This window comes from Erythrobacter epiphyticus (assembly GCF_034653295.1).
GTDB lineage: Bacteria > Pseudomonadota > Alphaproteobacteria > Sphingomonadales > Sphingomonadaceae > Erythrobacter.
On record NZ_JAYEEU010000005.1, the window covers coordinates 53,452 to 69,712 of the forward strand.

The window sequence follows — 16,261 nt, forward strand, 5'->3', positions numbered from 1 at the left end:
CATTGTGCGGGTCGGATAGGTGGGGGGCGCAGGGCTCGTCTACCCAATGAATTTTGGGTTCGCGCGAGGCCTTGTTCTCATTGCTTTTTCTTGCTTGAAAGCAAACTTTAAGGATTTTTCTCAGCTTATTCAAAACGATTGACAAGAATTGCTTCGCGGAGGAAGGTTTGGCTAATGCCGCATCGGTCGCATCTTGTTGCCATGATCGTCGCCCTAATGGCGGCGATCTTCGCATCGCCTGCGGCGGCCATGCCCTCGCTGCCAATCGTGGCGCTAGAAGCCGGGAAAGACGGTCCGCCGCTGTCATCGGCGATCCGTTACACCAAGGAGATCGGCCCGCTTCCCGTGCCGATCGAACGCATGCTGGATCTGCCACTGCGCGCCAATCCGGCCGGCGTCGAACATTTCGGCCCGCCCGGACAGCGCACCGCTCTCACTATACGAGTCCGCAACACTGGCACCGAGGCGGGCACGTGGATCCTTACCACAGGGCGCGGCTCGCTGAGCTATTTTCGCCTTTATGAATTTGCCGACGGACAGTTTCACACCATTATCAATGGCAGCGATCCAGCCGCGGCACAGGCCAATCTGCGCACCTATCAGGCCTTCAGCGCCGAGGTGACGCTTGATCCCGGTCAGACCAGGACCATGGTGATCGATTTCCTGTCGGACAATTCGACCTACATGCCCCTGCGGTTGGAAACCTACGGCACCTTCTTTCAGGATCGCCGCACCAATATCGCGATGGTTTCGGGCGTGGTGCTCGGGATCGCGGTGCTGACCTTCCTGAATTTCGTGTTCTTTTCGATCACCGGGCACCGCGAATTCGGTTGGCTCGCGCTCGCGCAGACTTTCTTTGCGATCAACACCATTCATGCCGAAGGCTATCTGACAATCTTCTTGCTGGCCGACAAACCGCTGCTCAGCGTCATGATCGAGGATGGCATCAAATGCGCCTTTGCCGTCTCGATGGCACAATTTGCCCGCACCTTCCTGAAAACGCAGCACAACCTGCCGCGTCTGGACAAGGCCTTGCTTGCGCTGATCATCGTCGGCGCGGTCGCCATTGCGCTCCAACCTGCGCTGGCTTTCTTTGGCCCTGAAGTGCGCGGCGCGCTGCATGCCTTGGCGTGGCTGGTCACAGGCGCAGTCGCATTGTTCCTGCCGTGGGTGGGCATTTTCGCGATCCGTCACATCGGGCGCCAGCTCTGGCCGCTGCTGGTCGGCTGGGCGAGCCTTGCATTTTTCATCATCTATGGGGCGGTGGCCTCGATGGGACTGGTGACCTGGCTGCCGATCAACTGGCACTGGGTCGGGCCTGTGGGCCTGTTCGAAGTCCTGATGGTGACGCTGGCGTTGGGCCTCAACCTCAGGAAAATCCAGACCGAGCGCCAGGAGGCCGACGCCAAGTACGCGCAATCCATGGCAGAGCGGTTGCGCATCAGCGAAGAGGCTGCGCGTCTCGCCGAAGAGCGCGAAGCGGCGTTGATGGCTGTCGATAATCAGAACGCCCTGCTCCACGCATCGGGTCACGATAGCAGACAGGTCATTCTCGCTCTCAACACCGCGGTGAGCGTGCTCAAGCGCAGCGATGCCGATGGTGTGCACCGCGATCTCACCCAGATGCTGCAAAGCTCGGCCAATTATCTCAGCGAAATCGCCGCCACCACGATGTCGGGGGCGACGATTATCGGCAGCCAGTCCAACTTCATCGCGCTCAGCACCTTCAAGGGTGAGGCCCTGATCGAGCCGCTGCTGATGATGTTCAAGGCCCCCTTTGCGAGCAAGGGGCTGACCCTCCATGCGCAGATCGACCGTGCAGCCACGATCGTTTCCGACCGGCCGCTGCTGATGCGTGCGCTTGCCAATCTGCTGAGCAACAGCCTGCACCATACCATTGCGGGCGGCGCCCAGATCACATTGGAGATCGATGATGACACCGCGATCATCGAAATCGCCGACACTGGCAGCGGCATGACGCCCGATGTCGCCGCGCAGTTGCTGAAGGGGGTTTTGCCGCGGGCGCGGGAAGGCAACGGCGTGATTACGGGCTCCGGCTTCGGTTCAGCAAAGCAGATCATCGAAAGCCTTGGCGGCACCTTGTCGATCCGTGAAACCACGCCTGCGGGCACCAGCTTGCGGATCAGCCTGTGCTGCGCGTTTGCGCGGGTGACGCCGTGCAGCCTTGACGAGATGGCAGTGCGCTTGCCCGGATGGCGGCTTGCAGACTTTGATAAGCGCGGCGAATTCGAAACGATCGCGGCTGACGCGCCGCAAGCGCGCGAGCGCAATCTGATTGCTGCCACCTATGATGATACCTCGATCACCCGCGGTCGCATCAGCGAGCTGGCAAGCCTGATGCTGATCAAGCCGCTCTCGCACGAAATGGCGCAGCATCCCGCCCTGCGGGTGGCATCATATCAGCTTTAAGGTCCGTGCATGTTCCACGATCTTGCGATTGTTCGGGACATTGAACTTGCGGCGCAGCTCGCCAATGTGGAACGATACAGTCGGCTGCGCGATCGACAGGCGATAGGCGATTTCCTTGTTGCTTTCACCCTGCGCCAGATAGTGCAGGATCGCCATCTGCCGCGCTGACAGCGAGACAGCGATCTGCTCAAACGCGGCGAGCCCATCGCGCATGCCGCTGGAAATGTAGATATCGCCCGCCAGCGCGGCCTCGCAGGCTGCGATGATCTCCTCGGGCGGATCGCCTTTGCTGACCACCCCCCGCGCGCCGAGCTTGAGCGCATAGTCAATTTCGCCGAACTGGGTCTCGCCGGTAAGCACGATCACCGTCATGTCGTGCGCGCCGACAATATCTGCCAGCACATCCACGCCGCGCACCTCAGGCATGTTGAGATCAAGCAGCACAATATCGACCGGCTGCGATCGGATGAAAGCCGTGGTGATTTCGCAGCGATCAAGCGCGCCCACCACCTCGAATTGCGGGTGCTGCGAAAACAGCAGACGCAGCCCGCCATGCGTCAAAGGATGGTCATCAACAATGAGGATCTTGTGACGGTGGGGTGCTGTCGTGTCGCAGGCCATTGATGGAAGCTCCCGCACGTGTCGTGCGAAAGCGCTATGTGCGGGGCAAAAGCCGTGTCGTGCAACCCAAATGTTTCTTGGCTTGCCCTGCATCTCCCACCAGCAACTTTATGCGGGCCCGCCTCTGTCCGCTACGCCTTGAGAATAGGCCGTAAACTCATAAACTGACTTGCGGGAAGTTCCGTGGGTTGATTCAAGGCTTCAGGAAGGAGCTTTGGATGAAACGGCGACGCTACGAACTGACGGACAGGGAATGGTCGATTATCGAGCCGCTTCTGCCCAACAAGCCGCGCGGCGTTCCCCGCGTTGATGACCGGCGCGTGCTGAACGGCATTCTCTGGCGGTTCCGAACAGGCTCGCCATGGGCCGAGATACCCGAGCGCTACGCCCCCCGACGACTTGCTACAACCGGTTCGTCCGCTGGCGCAAAGCTGGGGTGTGGGACCTGCTTATGGCAGCGGTTTCCGCAGCTTTCGAAGGCGATATCGTGATGATCGATTCTACCTGTGTCCGCGTCCACCAGCATGGTGCGACGGGTAAAAAGGGGGAGCCAATGATCGCGGCATGGGACGTTCCCGAGGCGGCCTCACGAGCAAGATCCATGCCCTCGTTGACGCTGATGGTCGTCCCGTCGCGCTAGGCCTGACGGGCGGTCAGGTTCACGACAGCCGGGAGGCCGAAGCACTGCTTGATGCCATGCCCGAAGGCGCCACGTTGCTGGCCGACAAGGGTTACGACAGCAACGCCATCCGTGAAGCGGCTGCCAACAAGAATGCCTGGGCCAACATTCCGTCGCGCTCCAACCGCAAGCAGCGCTTTGCATTCTCGGGCTGCCTCTATCGGCAACGCAATCTCGTCGAACGCTTCTTCAACCGCATCAAACACTTCCGGGGCATTGCCACGCGCTACGACAACTGCCCCGAAAACTACCTCGCCGCCGTCAAACTCGTCTGCACTCGCATCTGGTGCGCCGCGTAATGAGTCTACGGCCTAGCCCTGAAAGGGAGGCCAATGCCGCTAGGCGCCGACATCAGCCAGCAGGAACGACGCGGCCACCGCCAGCATCACCAGTGCAAACCCGCGCCGCGCGACTTGCATCCGCTGGGGATCGGCAAGCCAGACCTGTGCACGTGCTCCCGTGATCACCAGCACGAGATGAATGACCGTCGCAATGCTGGCGCTGACCACCGCCAGCAGCACGGCGTTGCTAAGGCTGAGCGTTGCCCCGCCCATAAATCGCGGGGCCACTGCCACGAAGAACACATAGGCCTTGGGGTTGAGCAGATTGATCAGCGCCCCGGTCAAAAAAGCGCGCCGCACCGTGCTTGAAACCGGGCGCGCCAGACGCCCGTTCCCCGCCCCGCGCCAGGTTTCGATCGCAAGAACGATCATCATCGCAGCGCCGGTCCATTGCAGCGCGCTCCATAATTGCGGAGCGACTTGCAGCAGTGCCGCAAGGCCGAGCGCCGCCAGCAGGCCATTGATCAGCAAGCCCAGCGCCACGCCGGCAACCGCCGCGAGCCCCGCCGCCTTGCCTTCGGTGGCGGCAAGGCCTGATAGCCACGCCATGTTGGGCCCCGGTGTCAGCTCGATCAGCAGCACCGCCAGCGCAAAGCCGAGAATGTCCAAACCAGCCCCCTCGCGCTGCCTGCCCTGCCCTAGCGCCGCTTGAGCAGGCGGGCGATGCTCTGATGCTGGCCAAGGCCCGCGTGATCGGTGCCGACCGATTCTTCGAGCGCGCGGCGGATCGCTTCGATCTCGTGATCGGTGAGATGTTCGATGCCGACAAATTCGTTGCGCGCATTGTGCACCGCGCGGATCAGTTCGTCGAGCTTGGCCTGCATCGCGGCGGCATCGCGGTTTTGCGAATTCTGGATCAGGAACACCATCAGGAAGGTGGCGATGGTGGTGCCGGTGTTGACCACCAGTTGCCACGTATCCGACCACCCGAACACCGGCCCGCTGATCCCCCAGCCGACAATGATAAGCACCGCGACCATGAAGGCGGCGGGCTGGCCCGCAGCAAAGGCGGTGCGCGATGCGACAATCGTGAACAGGCGATCCATGGGCCGGTGTCTCCGCAGCAGAGTGGCTTTCCCGGGCCAGAGCGCGCACGAGTCGCGCCCCGGCCCCAGGCCTTGCCATGCCACAGAAGCGCCCGGTTCTTAAACAGGCCTAGGCGGCGAGCTCGTGTTGCACGGCAGCCCGGCCTGCCGGATCGATCGCTTCCCAGCCGAGATTGCCGGTATAACGCTGTGCCATCTGGCCATTTTCATCAAGCGCGATGAGATGCAGCCAGCGGTTGTCGAACAGTGCGCGCACCCCATCGTGACGCGCGAGGATATCGGTCATCGCCTTGACGGGGGCTTCGATGCACACTGTCAACCGCAGCGGTTCGTGCACCAGCTTTTCGCCGTCATGCACCGACTGCCACGGCAATCCGGCGCGCAGCGTGCCGCCATTGCCTTCGACCACGCCAATCCCGCCAATCACATTGTGGATCAGCTTGTTGCCGCCGCCCCAGACTTCCGGATCGACGCTGGAGCCATAGTATTGCAACGAAATCCAGCTCGCGACGACAACCGGCGCGGTCATGATCAGTTCGAGCACGCCGAAGCCTTCATCCTGCTGCCAGACATAGTCGTGCAGGAAGGCGCGCCCGGCGAGGCTTGTCCCGCCCGTGCGGCTGCGCGGGGCGGCGATAAAGGCCTTGCACCCGGCAAGCGCCCATTCGGGGCGAACCTCGGCCCAATCGCGGCTGCGCCGGGCGATTTCATGACCTGTTCCGGCCCGCGGCAAGCGCAGTGCCCGCTCGGACCGCGCGATCAGACCCGCGCTCGCCATCCACTCGCGCGTCTGGGCAAGGATTTCCGCATGATCGGCCGACGGATGATCCTCGGCATAGATGAGCACATTATCGGCGGTGGTATCGTGCAGCGCGCCAAGGAACAGCGTGCCAGCAGGGATGGCGATACCCGCCTCGGCCAAGCCGGTGCGCACTTCGGGATCATTGAGCAAGCTGGCGAGCAGCCGCGCATTCACTTCGCCCGAATAGCCGCCACAGGCCCCGCAATGCAGGCCGCTTGCATGCGGATTGTTCACGACATTCGCGCCGTGGCCGACGAGCAGCACCAGCGGCGCGAAATCGCGGGTCAACGACATAGCGCCGAGCACCGCCTTGGCCGCACCGATGCGCGCCGCGCGATCCAGCGCGGGCGCAAGCACCGGGGCCGGATCATGCGGCAGCGCCGGGCGCTTCAATCCCAGCGTATCCTTGACCAGTTTGCCGACATAGACCGGCCCGGCGGCCTCGACAAAAGCGAAGGACGACACCGCCGCCAGCTTGAAGCGACCCCACGCGCGCTTGGCCCGTGCGAGATAGCGCGCCGAACAGTCTTTGTCGGCGTGTTCCGCCGTGCCCGCGGTGCTCGACACGCTCGCGTTGAGCAGCACCGGCAGGCGGTGTTCGGCAACATCCGAGGCAAAGCGCCGGTGCGATGCACCAATTCCGAAGAACCCGGCAAAGCCGAGCGTCTGGACCCGCGGATCGAGCGATTCGAGCGCGCGGCGGAACACTTCCGAACGCACATCGATGCAGAAGGCGGCCTGCACCAGCGCGGCCGTGTCAGCGGCAGGCTGTGCGCCCTGTTGCAGACTCGCCCCCAATTCGCGCTGGGCGGCGCGTTCGGCCGCTTCCTGAAGGATCATGTCGACCACATCATCGCCGCTCGCCTGAGCAGGCGCGGCATGAGCCGTAGCCACCACCCGCCAGCGCGCTGCGATCAGCGGTTCATACTGGGCATAAAGCGCCGCTTCCCACATCAGACGGATGCAGAGGAAATCAGCAGGTGCGCTGTCCTCACCGCCCGCCAGCTCGGCCTGCCACTGGATATAGCGCGCATATTGCGCCCAGCCGCCGAGCGTGATGAGCAGCGCATGGAAATAGGTCGGCAGCGCCTTGGGCGTCAGATCCAGCCGCGCGACATTGCGTGCCATCGCCTCGATCGCGCTGTCGGGCGCATCGGCCACGAAGGCGCCGAACCCGGCAAGGCCCGCAATCTCGCAGGTGAGATCATGTTGCGCCGCGGCCTGCCATGCGCGGAAGGCGTTGCGACCCTTGGGCGCAGCCCACAGCGCCTGCCCTTCATCGCACCATCCGGCCGCCCAATGGCCAAAACGCTCGGCAATCAGCGCAGGCCAATCGATCCCCGAAACCTCGGCCGCAAGATCGGCGATCGTCGGCAAGGGCTGCGGGGCAGGACGCGCCACCGTTGCCGCCAGCTTGAGCGCTTCCATGCTCGCAGGGCGCAGCGGAGAGGCACATGCCGCCAGCGCGGCCGCGAGATCATCATCGCTGATCGCGCCGCTGGCGATCTGGCTGGCGAACCAGTCGCGCGGCATGACGGTGCGCGCCGCGCTCACCCGCGCCAGCAGCGCGGCGGTTTCGGCGAGATCACGCCCGCTCTGCCCGAAATAGGGGTTCACCGCGACACTCGAGGCGAGCGGCCACATTGGCGGGATCTGGCGGGCGGCAGCATCGGCAACGTCCCACAGATTGGCGGTCTTCTTGATCGTCATTTGGGTCACTCCTCGTTGCGATGGCAGTTCAGCGCAGGGCCCAGCCGCCGAGCAGGCGATCGAGCATGGCATTGGCATAAAGGCCGTTGGAAAGGTGGACGCGCAGGCCTGCGGCGGCCGGGTGATAGGCCCACAGCGGGAACATCGACTGCGCCACGGCGACCACGCCGAAGCTCACCACCGCGAGCCCTATCAGCACCCATTCGAGCGCCTGCGGAGCCGGCGCGGCAGGCAGCGTGCCCGCTGTCAGCGCCATGGCGATGGCGTGGAGCGCGAAGTAGCCCAGCGAGGCCGCCAGCGAATAGATTGCCATGCGCCGCATCAGGGCAGCGGGCGCGGATCCGGCCAGACCCTGCGCCAGCAGATAGGCCACGCCGAAGATCAGGATCGCGCCGAGCGCGCTTGCCTGCGGCGACTTCTCGCCAACGGGCAGGCCCAGGCTCATCGCGGCATAGATGCCGAGCGCCGCAAGAAAGGCGAGCGCGACCGCCTTGGCATCGGGCACCGCGACCGGGCCGGGGCGCTTGAACGCGGCGATCTGTTCCACCGCACCGCCCGAAGCGAGGAAGCTGTGCGCCTTGTAGAGCGAGTGCGCGAGAATATGCATCAGCGCGAGCGGGAACAGCGCAAGGCCGCATTGCATGATCATGAAGCCCATCTGCGCGACAGTCGACCAAGCGAGCGAGGTCTTGACCGCAGGCTGGGTCAGCATGACAAGCCCGCCGAACAGCGCGGTGAAGCCGCCGATCATCACCAGCCCCGCCATCACCGCCGGGGACAGCAGCATGACATCGGCAAAGCGGATCAGCAGCAGCCCGCCGGCATTGATCACACCGGCGTGGAGCAGCGCGGAAACGGGGGTGGGCGCTTCCATCACTTCGGAAAGCCAGCCGTGGAGCGGGAACTGCGCCGAGATGATCACAGCAGCGATGGCGAGGCATGCAGCAGCCAGCGCCGCGGCGACGCCGCCGGTGCCCATCCGGGCCGCTTCGAGGATCGCGGCGATATCATTGGTGCCATAGACAAAGCTCAGCAGTGCGGCGCCGCTCAGCAGGGCAAAGTCGGCAATCCGCGCGGTGATGAACTGCTTGCGCGCCGCGCGCCGGGCCGCGGCCCGTTCGGGATAGAACAGCAGCAGCCGGTTGATCCCGAGGCTCGTCGCGATCAGCGCGCCCACCAGCTGCACCAGATTGCCCGCCCCGGCAAACAGCAGCACGCTGGCGAGCGTTAGCGCGAGCACGCCGGTAAAGCGCGCCCGGCGCGGTTCTTCGGCCAGATAGGTGCGGGCATAGCGCAGCACGATCCAGCCGATGAAGCTGACCAGCGCGATCATCGGCAGGCTTACCGCATCCATCCGGATGCTGAGACCCGCATCATGGAACGTCAGCAGGCCCGCGGTGTAGGCATCGCCCTGCAACACCTGCACCAGCGCGACCAGCGCGACTGCCAGCAGGCCGAGCATCACGCTTTCGAGCGCAAGGCTGATCACACGCGCGCTGCCATCGCGCACGACCAGCGCCAGCATGCCGAGTGCGAGAGAGGCACCGATCCCGGCAGCGATCAGAAAAGCGATATCCATGATGCATCTTCCCCTGAGGCCTTGGATCAAGGCGTGGTTTGAGGGGGCGGGATAGCGACCGCCTAGCGTTCTGCAAAATTCAATGAAATTAAATGATCGTTCTGATATAAAGAACTAGGAAACCCCGTGCAGCGCCAGCAGATCATCCACCAGCGGGTGCTGGAACCGGCGCGCCTGCACCACCGCGTAGAAGCTTTCGCTCAGGCCGGGAATGGTCATCAGCTCGTGCAGCAGACCGGCTTCAAGCTCGTCCCGCACAACGATTGGCGGGGCAAGACCAATGCCCGTGCCGGTGCGCACCAGCAGACGCAGCATCGCCATGTCATCGGCCTCGGCGATGATATTGGGCAGGATGCCGAGCCGGTCGACCAGCAGATCGAAATCGGCGCGCACGCCGCTATCCTTGGCAGGCACGATCAGCCGCGCGCTCGCCAGCACATCCTCGAGACTGTCGCCCGTGCGCTCCATCGGCGTGTGGCCGATGAGGCTAACGGGGACTTCATCCAAGAGATGCGCGCGCCACGTGGTCGCGCTGTCGCGGAACGGCAGGCGGTTGGTGAGGAGGATGTCGATTTCATGCGCCTCAAGCGCGCTCACCAGCATCGCCAAGGCGCCGGTGCGGATCACCAGATGGACATCATCGCGCGCCAGCATCGGGCCGAGAAAACTGATCTGGAAGTTGCGCGACAGGTTGCTCACCGCGCCGATCCGCAAGTGGCGGAGCGTCTGTCCTGCCCCGCCCGAAAAGGTTGCCACCATCTCGCGCGCGGTTTCGAAAATGCCGTCAGCGTAATTAAGCGCCACCCGCCCCGCCTCGGTCAGTTCGAGCCTGCGCCCGCGCCGTTCGAACAGATCATGCCCGATGCTCTCTTCCAATTGGCGGATCTGGGTCGAGAGCGCCGATTGCGAGACATTGAGCCGCCGCGCCGCGCTTGTCAGATTGCCTTCGTGCGCAACCGCATGAAAATAGCGCAGGTGCTTGAAATTGAGATGCATCGCGCGAACAAACCCCCAGAGCCTCGGATGTCATGATAGAGCACCGCGCCGCCGCCCGCCAGTGCGCAAGCGGCTCAGGCAGTGGCGACCGCCGCAAAACAAGCGGCGACTTCGCCGGCATGGAAGGCTTGGGCCTCTGGCCCCTCGCTTGGCCCGGCATAGAGCCCCAGCTCGCGCAGCAGCACGAAATAGCCCGGCGCGGGCAGGCCGCCGCGCGCTTTCGACACCACCAGGCTGGCGAGTTGCGGCGCGCCCGCTGCCGCGTGGCGGAGCATCAGCGCCTCGATCAGTTCAGCAGCCTTGTGAATGGTATAGGGCGGCGGCAAGGCCAGTGCACGCGCAACGGCAGCATAGGTCATCACCTGCTGCCCCTGCGCGGCTGTGATCAGCAATTGTTCAAGCCGAACCAGCCCGTCGCTTGCCTCTGCCGCCGCCCCATCCATCGCTACATCTTCACCCTGACGCCCACATAGCCCGCGCGCGGCATCTGCCCGAAATTGAGCGCGGTTTCGTAGCTTTCGTCAAACAGGTTCTCGATCCGCGCTGTCAATTCAAGATTCTTGCCCAGCGGCATCATCGCGCGGATATCGCCCAGGGTGTAGCCGGGCAGGCGGAGCGTGTTGGCCGCGTTCTCGAACGCAGCGCTGACATTGGTCAGGGTAAAGCCCGTCTCCAGCCCGAATGGCCAGCGGTAATCGACCAAGAGGCTGGTCGCGTTTTCAGGGCGACGCGGCAGGCGGCGATCGAAATTGGCCATACCCGCTGCCCGGTTGCGGCTGTCGACATAGCCGTGCGTCACCTGCACGCTGAGGCTATCGGTCGGTCGCATCGTCACCGCAAATTCAGCGCCGCGCGCGCGGGCAAGTCCGACATTGTCATAGGTCCCGAACGGACGGTTGGTGCAGATCCCGGTAAAGGGCGCGCGGCACCCGATGAACAGGATCAGATCCTCGCTGTCGCGCTGGAAATAGGTGGCCGAGAGTTCAAGCCGCCCGTCCACTAGACTTTGCGTGATCCCCGCATCCCAGCCTTGCGAACGCTCGGGCTGCAAGGTGGTGTTGCCGAAATTGCTGAAAAGCTGGAACAGCGAGGGCACCTTGAATCCCTCGGCATAGCTCGCGCGCACCGTCGTGCCGGTGGCGGCGAGGTTGTAGACCGCGCTCGCGCCAAAGGTGGTCGCGCCGCCAAAGCGGTCGTGATCATCGTGGCGCACCCCGCCGGTGACGGTGAAGCCCTCGGTGATCGTGCCGACCACCTGCGCATAGCCGCTGTAAAGGCGCGCACGGGCGCGGGCTTCAGGTCCGCCAAAGCTGCTGGAGTTGAAACGCGAGATTTCCTGTTCGAGCCCGAAGGTCACCTCCCAACCCTTGGCGATATCGACAATGCCCTGATATTCCAGCCGCTCGTTGCGCCCTTCACCGCGGAAGGTTTCGGCGGGGGGGCCATCGAGCGCGGTGTTGCGGCGCTTGGTATCTGTGAGCGCAAAGCCGATCCGGTTGCGGAACCGCCCGTCAAACAGGGCCACGTTGAGGCCGGTATAGCCCACCAGCTCGCGGGTGATGCCTTCCTCGTTCACATCCCCGAAGGCGAAGGTCGGCGGGGCAAAGCCATCGAGATTGAGCGTGCCACGCGAATACCACCCGCGCGCATCAAGCGAAATCGCTTCGCTGATCGCGAGGTTGAAATTGGCATTGGCGCCGAAATTCTCATAGCCATCGCGCTCCACACCGCCGCGGCTTTCGGCGAAGTTCGAAATCCCGTCGGTGCGGAACCAGCCGGCACCCACGCTCGCCGAAAGCGGTCCGGCCTTGCCCGATGCATTGGCGACAAGGTTCACCGTATCGCGAAAGCCGTATTCGCCGCGGGCATTGACCTGCAATTCCTCTGTCGGGCGGCGCGTCACCATGTTGACGACCCCCGCGATGGCCTGGCTGCCCCACAGCACCGATTGCGAACCGCGCAGCACTTCGATGCGCTCGATATTGCCGGTCATCAGGTTGCCGAAATTGAAGCCGCCGCCAACGCTGGAAGGGTCATTCAGCTTCACGCCGTCGACCAGCGCCACGGTCTGATCGCTTTCCGCCCCGCGGATGAACACCGAAGCGACCCCGCCGATGGTGCCATTGCGCGCAATGGTGACGCCGGGAATCGTGCGCAGGATATCCGCGACATTCTGGGTCTGGCGGCGTTCGATTTCCGCCAGATCAATCACGCTGACCGTCTGGCCGACCTTGTCGAGCGATTGCTCGGTGCGGGTCGCGGCGGTGACGATGATCTCACGCGCCGGATCGGCATTCTCCGCCGCAAGATCCTCTGCTGCGACATGGGCCGGCAAAACCGCGCCAAAAACACCGGAAACAAGCAAGATTGCGCGCTTTTGGCGCAGATAATCAACAAAATTGGTCACAAGAACCTCCTGTCTTCACACACAGAAGGCAGGCGCCGGCAGACACGGCGCGACATGACGCGAGCCCGCAATCGGGCCGACCCCACCTTCGCTCATGTCGTCACGCGGAGGCGATGCTCCGATCATGTGGATGGACCCGTCCACACAAAGGATCGACCGCAACAGGCAGGTCTCCTGGCTTCCGGATCATCATGTCCCGCCCCGCCTTCCCAGCCCGTGTGAAGGGGCCAGTGGCATTGTGGGGCGAGAACTCCCCGGTCACAGTTGCGGGCACAGCCCCGGCCTCATTCTGGCTTGCCGCATATGACAAGCCGGAATGTCCCGGGTTCCCTTTCAAGCCCCTCGCGGGGCACCAGTTGCACGAAGCGCAATGGACGCAAAAAAGCCCGTTGGCAAGGGGTTAGGTGCGATCAGTCACCCATCACATCCGGGCCAGTGCGCTCGAAATTGCCCGTCAGGATGCCGTTCTGCTCATTCGCGAGGATGCCGGTCACCTGCGTCCACACCGCGACATTCTGGCGCAACTGGACGATGTCGATCTTGTCGAGGGTATCATCAGGCGTGTGGTGCAGATCGAAGTAGCGCGTGCCATCCTGCTGGAGATCGACGAGCGCGCCCTTCTGATCGCGCACCACATTCAAATCCGCCCCGCCGGTGGCGACCAGCGGGGAATTGGCGACGCCAAAGCGCGCCACCGCCCGCGCGAGCCGCGCATGCAGATCGGGATTGCTCTCGCGGAAATTGCTTTCAAAGCGCCAGATGCGATCCGCACCGAAATCGCTTTCAAGGCCCACCGCGATGGGTTCGTTGATATGCGCCTTGCTATAGGCGACCGAGCCGTGGAGCCCGACTTCCTCGGCCCCTGCAAACAGCACGCGGATGGTGCGCAAGGGCTGCCCCGCCGACGCGACATTCTTGGCCGCCGCGGCAATGATCCCGCAGCCCGCCGCATCATCGAATGCACCGGGCGAATTCCACCAGCTATCGAGATGGCAGGCGAGCAGCACCGGCGGCAGCGCCGGATTGCGCCCGACAATCTCGCCCACGACATTGCCGCTCGTCGTCTTGCCCAGCTGGCGCGGGTTCATTTCGAGGCGCAAGGTCACCGGCTTGCCGCCCGCACGGGCGAACATGCGCTCAAGGTTTTCGGCATCGGGCAGGCTCAGCGCGCCAGCCGGGATCGGCTTGACCCCAGCGGCGAAATCCGTGCCGCCGGTATGCGGGTTGCGGTGATGATCGGTGCCGATCGACTTGATCACCGCTGCCACTGCGCCCTTGCTTGCGGCGATGCCGGGGCCAACCCAGCGCACCGGCCCGGCAAAGCCATAGTGCGAACCATCCTGCGCCTGCCGCATCTGGTGGCTGATATAGGCGATCTTGCCCTTGAGGCTGCCCTCGGGCGCGGCGCGCAAATCTTCGAAGGTGCGGAAGAACACCACCTCGGCCTCGATCCCGCCCTGCGGTGTGGCCGCGCTGTCCCCGAGCGGGAGCACCACCAGATCCTGCGCGAACGGCCCGGTTACCCGCGCGCGGGCAATATCCCCCGGCACCCAGGTCTCCATCTCGAACGGCTCGTCCGCGACATTGGCAAAGCCATTGGCCTTGAGCCATGCCATCGCCCAGGCGCGGCCCCGCGCTTCGGCCTCGGTCCCGGCCTGACGCGGGCCGACCTCGGTGGTCAGCCCTTCGGTGAAGCCATAAGCAATGGCATCAGCCGCCAGCGCGCGGTCGGCAACCGTTTCGAGCGCGGCAAGATCGCCCGGTTGGGCCAGAGCGGGAAGAGCGAGCGCGGTGAGCGGCAGCGCAGCGAGCGCGAGAGCAAGGTTTTTCATGGGACGGGGTGCTATCCTTGCGCCTCGTCCCTGTCTAGCCGCTTGCCTCTCCCTCTCCCCTTCCCTATCTGCGCAGCCAATTCCCGATCCTGTTTTTATCGATCCGCATAAGGACCCATCCGATGGCCGCGCAATATGCCTATGTCATGAAGGGCATGACCAAGACCTTCCCCGGCGCCCAGAAGCCGGTGCTGAACAATATCAACCTGCAATTCTATCAGGGTGCGAAGATCGGTATTGTCGGCCCCAATGGTGCGGGCAAATCCACGCTGATCAAGATCATGGCGGGGATCGACAAGGATTTCACTGGCGAGGCCTGGCCGGGTGAGAACATCACCGTCGGCTACCTCGAACAGGAGCCGGAACTCGATCCGACCAAGACCGTGCTCGAGAACGTGCGCGAAGGGGCGAAGGAAACCGCCGATCTCGTCGCGCGCTTCAACGAAGTCAGCGCGCTGATGTGCGAGCCCGATGCCGATTTCGACGCCTTGGGCGCGGAAATGGGCGAGTTGCAGGACAAGATCGACGCGGTCGATGGCTGGACGCTCGACAACCAGCTCGAAGTCGCGATGGAAGCGCTGCGCTGCCCGCCGGGCGACTGGCCGGTCAAGGATCTGTCGGGCGGGGAAAAGCGCCGCGTCGCGCTCACCCGCCTGCTCATCCAGAAGCCGTCGATCCTGCTGCTCGACGAGCCGACCAACCACCTCGATGCCGAAAGCGTCCAGTGGCTCGAAAACCACCTCAAGGAATATGCCGGCGCGGTGCTGATGATCACCCACGACCGCTACTTCCTTGATAACGTCGTCGAATGGATCCTCGAACTCGATCGCGGCTCCTACTATCCCTACGAAGGCAATTATTCGACCTATCTCGAAAAGAAGGCCAAGCGTCTTGAGCAGGAAAGCCGCGAGGAAAGCGGCAAGCAGAAGGCGCTCCAGCGCGAGTTGGAGTGGATCCGGCAGACCCCGGCGGCCCGCCAGACCAAGTCCAAGGCGCGTATCCGCAAGTTCGAAGAGCTCCAGAACAGCCAGGACAACCGCCAGGTTGGCAAGGCACAGATCGTCATCCAGGTGCCCGAGCGTCTCGGCGGCAAGGTGATCGAAGCCAAGAACATCTCCAAGGCCTATGGCGACAAGCTGCTGTTCGAAAACCTCAGCTTCACCCTGCCGCCGGGCGGGATTGTCGGCGTGATCGGCCCGAACGGCGCAGGTAAGTCCACGCTGTTCAAGATCCTGACCGGCAAGGAGACGCCCGATAGCGGCACGATCGAGATCGGCTCGACCGTGCGCCTCGGCTATGTCGACCAGAGCCGGGATCATCTCGATCCGACCAAGAACGTGTGGGAGGAAATCTCCGACGGGCTCGATTACATGAAGGTCAACGGGCAGGACATGAGCACGCGGGCCTATGTCGGCGCGTTCAACTTCAAGGGCGCCGACCAGCAGAAGAATGTCGGCAAGCTGTCGGGTGGTGAACGCAACCGCGTGCACATGGCCAAGATGCTGAAGCAAGGCGGCAACGTGTTGCTGCTCGACGAGCCGACCAACGATCTCGATGTCGAAACGCTGGCGGCGCTCGAAGACGCGATCGAGAATTTCGCAGGCTGCGCCGTGGTCATCAGCCACGACCGCTTCTTCCTCGACCGTCTGGCCACCCACATCCTCGCGTTCGAAGGCAACAGCCATGTCGAATGGTTCGAAGGCAACTTCGAAGCCTACGAGGAAGACAAGCGCCGCCGTCTCGGCGATGCCGCCGACCGGCCGACGCGTCTCGCCTACAAGAAGCTGACGCGCTGACAGCAAAGCCCAGCCGCTCGAC

General features: G+C 63.7%; 11 protein-coding genes, 1 pseudogene and 1 riboswitch. Of the genes and pseudogenes, 3 read left to right on the forward strand and 9 right to left on the reverse strand.

The window, feature by feature from the left end; genetic code table 11:
• Positions 1–174: 174 nt before the first annotated feature.
• Positions 175–2,430: a sensor histidine kinase gene (locus SOQ14_RS04010; protein WP_322896771.1), complete on the forward strand. Its 2,256-nt coding sequence runs from the start codon at positions 175–177 to the stop codon at positions 2,428–2,430.
• Here the strand turns inward: SOQ14_RS04010 and SOQ14_RS04015 are convergent.
• A complete protein-coding gene (locus tag SOQ14_RS04015; RefSeq protein ID WP_322896772.1) occupies positions 2,416–3,051 on the reverse strand; it encodes a response regulator in 636 nt (211 codons plus the stop codon). The genes SOQ14_RS04010 and SOQ14_RS04015 overlap by 15 nt on opposite strands.
• Positions 3,052–3,269: 218 nt before the next feature.
• Between SOQ14_RS04015 and SOQ14_RS04020 the strand changes: the two are divergent.
• Positions 3,270–4,029, forward strand: a pseudogene (locus SOQ14_RS04020) (IS5 family transposase).
• A 39-nt stretch (positions 4,030–4,068) separates the two neighbouring features.
• Here the strand turns inward: SOQ14_RS04020 and SOQ14_RS04025 are convergent.
• From SOQ14_RS04025 to SOQ14_RS04060, 8 genes are all read right to left on the reverse strand, one after another.
• Positions 4,069–4,680, reverse strand: coding sequence for a LysE family translocator (locus tag SOQ14_RS04025; RefSeq protein ID WP_322896773.1), 612 nt, complete (start codon positions 4,678–4,680; stop codon positions 4,069–4,071).
• Between the two features lie 29 nt (positions 4,681–4,709).
• Entirely contained in the window at positions 4,710–5,117 is a 408-nt protein-coding gene (locus SOQ14_RS04030; protein ID WP_322896774.1) for a low affinity iron permease family protein, read from the reverse strand.
• 109 nt (positions 5,118–5,226) lie between these two features.
• Positions 5,227–7,629 carry a YbcC family protein gene (locus SOQ14_RS04035; RefSeq protein WP_322896775.1) on the reverse strand — a complete coding sequence of 801 codons (2,403 nt, stop codon included), beginning with the start codon at positions 7,627–7,629 and terminating at the stop codon, positions 5,227–5,229.
• Positions 7,630–7,657: 28 nt separating this feature from the next.
• On the reverse strand, positions 7,658–9,208 hold the full coding sequence (locus tag SOQ14_RS04040; RefSeq protein WP_322896776.1) for a proton-conducting transporter transmembrane domain-containing protein: 1,551 nt from the start codon (positions 9,206–9,208) through the stop codon (positions 7,658–7,660).
• A 114-nt stretch (positions 9,209–9,322) separates the two neighbouring features.
• Positions 9,323–10,204, reverse strand: a complete 882-nt coding sequence (locus SOQ14_RS04045; RefSeq protein WP_322896777.1) for a LysR family transcriptional regulator — start codon at positions 10,202–10,204, stop codon at positions 9,323–9,325.
• A 74-nt stretch (positions 10,205–10,278) separates the two neighbouring features.
• Complete coding sequence (locus SOQ14_RS04050; RefSeq protein WP_322896778.1) at positions 10,279–10,647, reverse strand: hypothetical protein; 369 nt, start codon at positions 10,645–10,647, stop codon at positions 10,279–10,281.
• A gap of 2 nt (positions 10,648–10,649) precedes the next feature.
• Positions 10,650–12,611, reverse strand: coding sequence for a TonB-dependent receptor plug domain-containing protein (locus SOQ14_RS04055; protein WP_322896779.1), 1,962 nt, complete (start codon positions 12,609–12,611; stop codon positions 10,650–10,652).
• A gap of 147 nt (positions 12,612–12,758) precedes the next feature.
• Positions 12,759–12,983: riboswitch (cobalamin riboswitch) on the reverse strand.
• 38 nt (positions 12,984–13,021) lie between these two features.
• The gene (locus SOQ14_RS04060) at positions 13,022–14,443 is read right to left on the reverse strand and encodes a M28 family peptidase (protein WP_322896780.1); all 1,422 of its coding nucleotides are present in this window, start codon (positions 14,441–14,443) and stop codon (positions 13,022–13,024) included.
• Positions 14,444–14,565: 122 nt separating this feature from the next.
• On the opposite strand from SOQ14_RS04060, the gene ettA reads away from it, so the two are divergent.
• Positions 14,566–16,239: an energy-dependent translational throttle protein EttA gene (ettA, locus tag SOQ14_RS04065; RefSeq protein WP_322896781.1), complete on the forward strand. Its 1,674-nt coding sequence runs from the start codon at positions 14,566–14,568 to the stop codon at positions 16,237–16,239.
• Positions 16,240–16,261 lie beyond the last annotated feature (22 nt).

Coding starts and splice junctions, on each gene's coding strand:
- SOQ14_RS04010 (WP_322896771.1), top strand. CDS start 175: ATGCCGCATCGGTCGCATCTTGTTGCCATGATCGTCGCCCTAATGGCG.
- SOQ14_RS04060 (WP_322896780.1), bottom strand. CDS start 14,443: ATGAAAAACCTTGCTCTCGCGCTCGCTGCGCTGCCGCTCACCGCGCTC.
- SOQ14_RS04050 (WP_322896778.1), bottom strand. CDS start 10,647: ATGGATGGGGCGGCGGCAGAGGCAAGCGACGGGCTGGTTCGGCTTGAA.
- ettA (WP_322896781.1), top strand. CDS start 14,566: ATGGCCGCGCAATATGCCTATGTCATGAAGGGCATGACCAAGACCTTC.
- SOQ14_RS04045 (WP_322896777.1), bottom strand. CDS start 10,204: ATGCATCTCAATTTCAAGCACCTGCGCTATTTTCATGCGGTTGCGCAC.
- SOQ14_RS04040 (WP_322896776.1), bottom strand. CDS start 9,208: ATGGATATCGCTTTTCTGATCGCTGCCGGGATCGGTGCCTCTCTCGCA.
- SOQ14_RS04035 (WP_322896775.1), bottom strand. CDS start 7,629: ATGACGATCAAGAAGACCGCCAATCTGTGGGACGTTGCCGATGCTGCC.
- SOQ14_RS04015 (WP_322896772.1), bottom strand. CDS start 3,051: ATGGCCTGCGACACGACAGCACCCCACCGTCACAAGATCCTCATTGTT.
- SOQ14_RS04030 (WP_322896774.1), bottom strand. CDS start 5,117: ATGGATCGCCTGTTCACGATTGTCGCATCGCGCACCGCCTTTGCTGCG.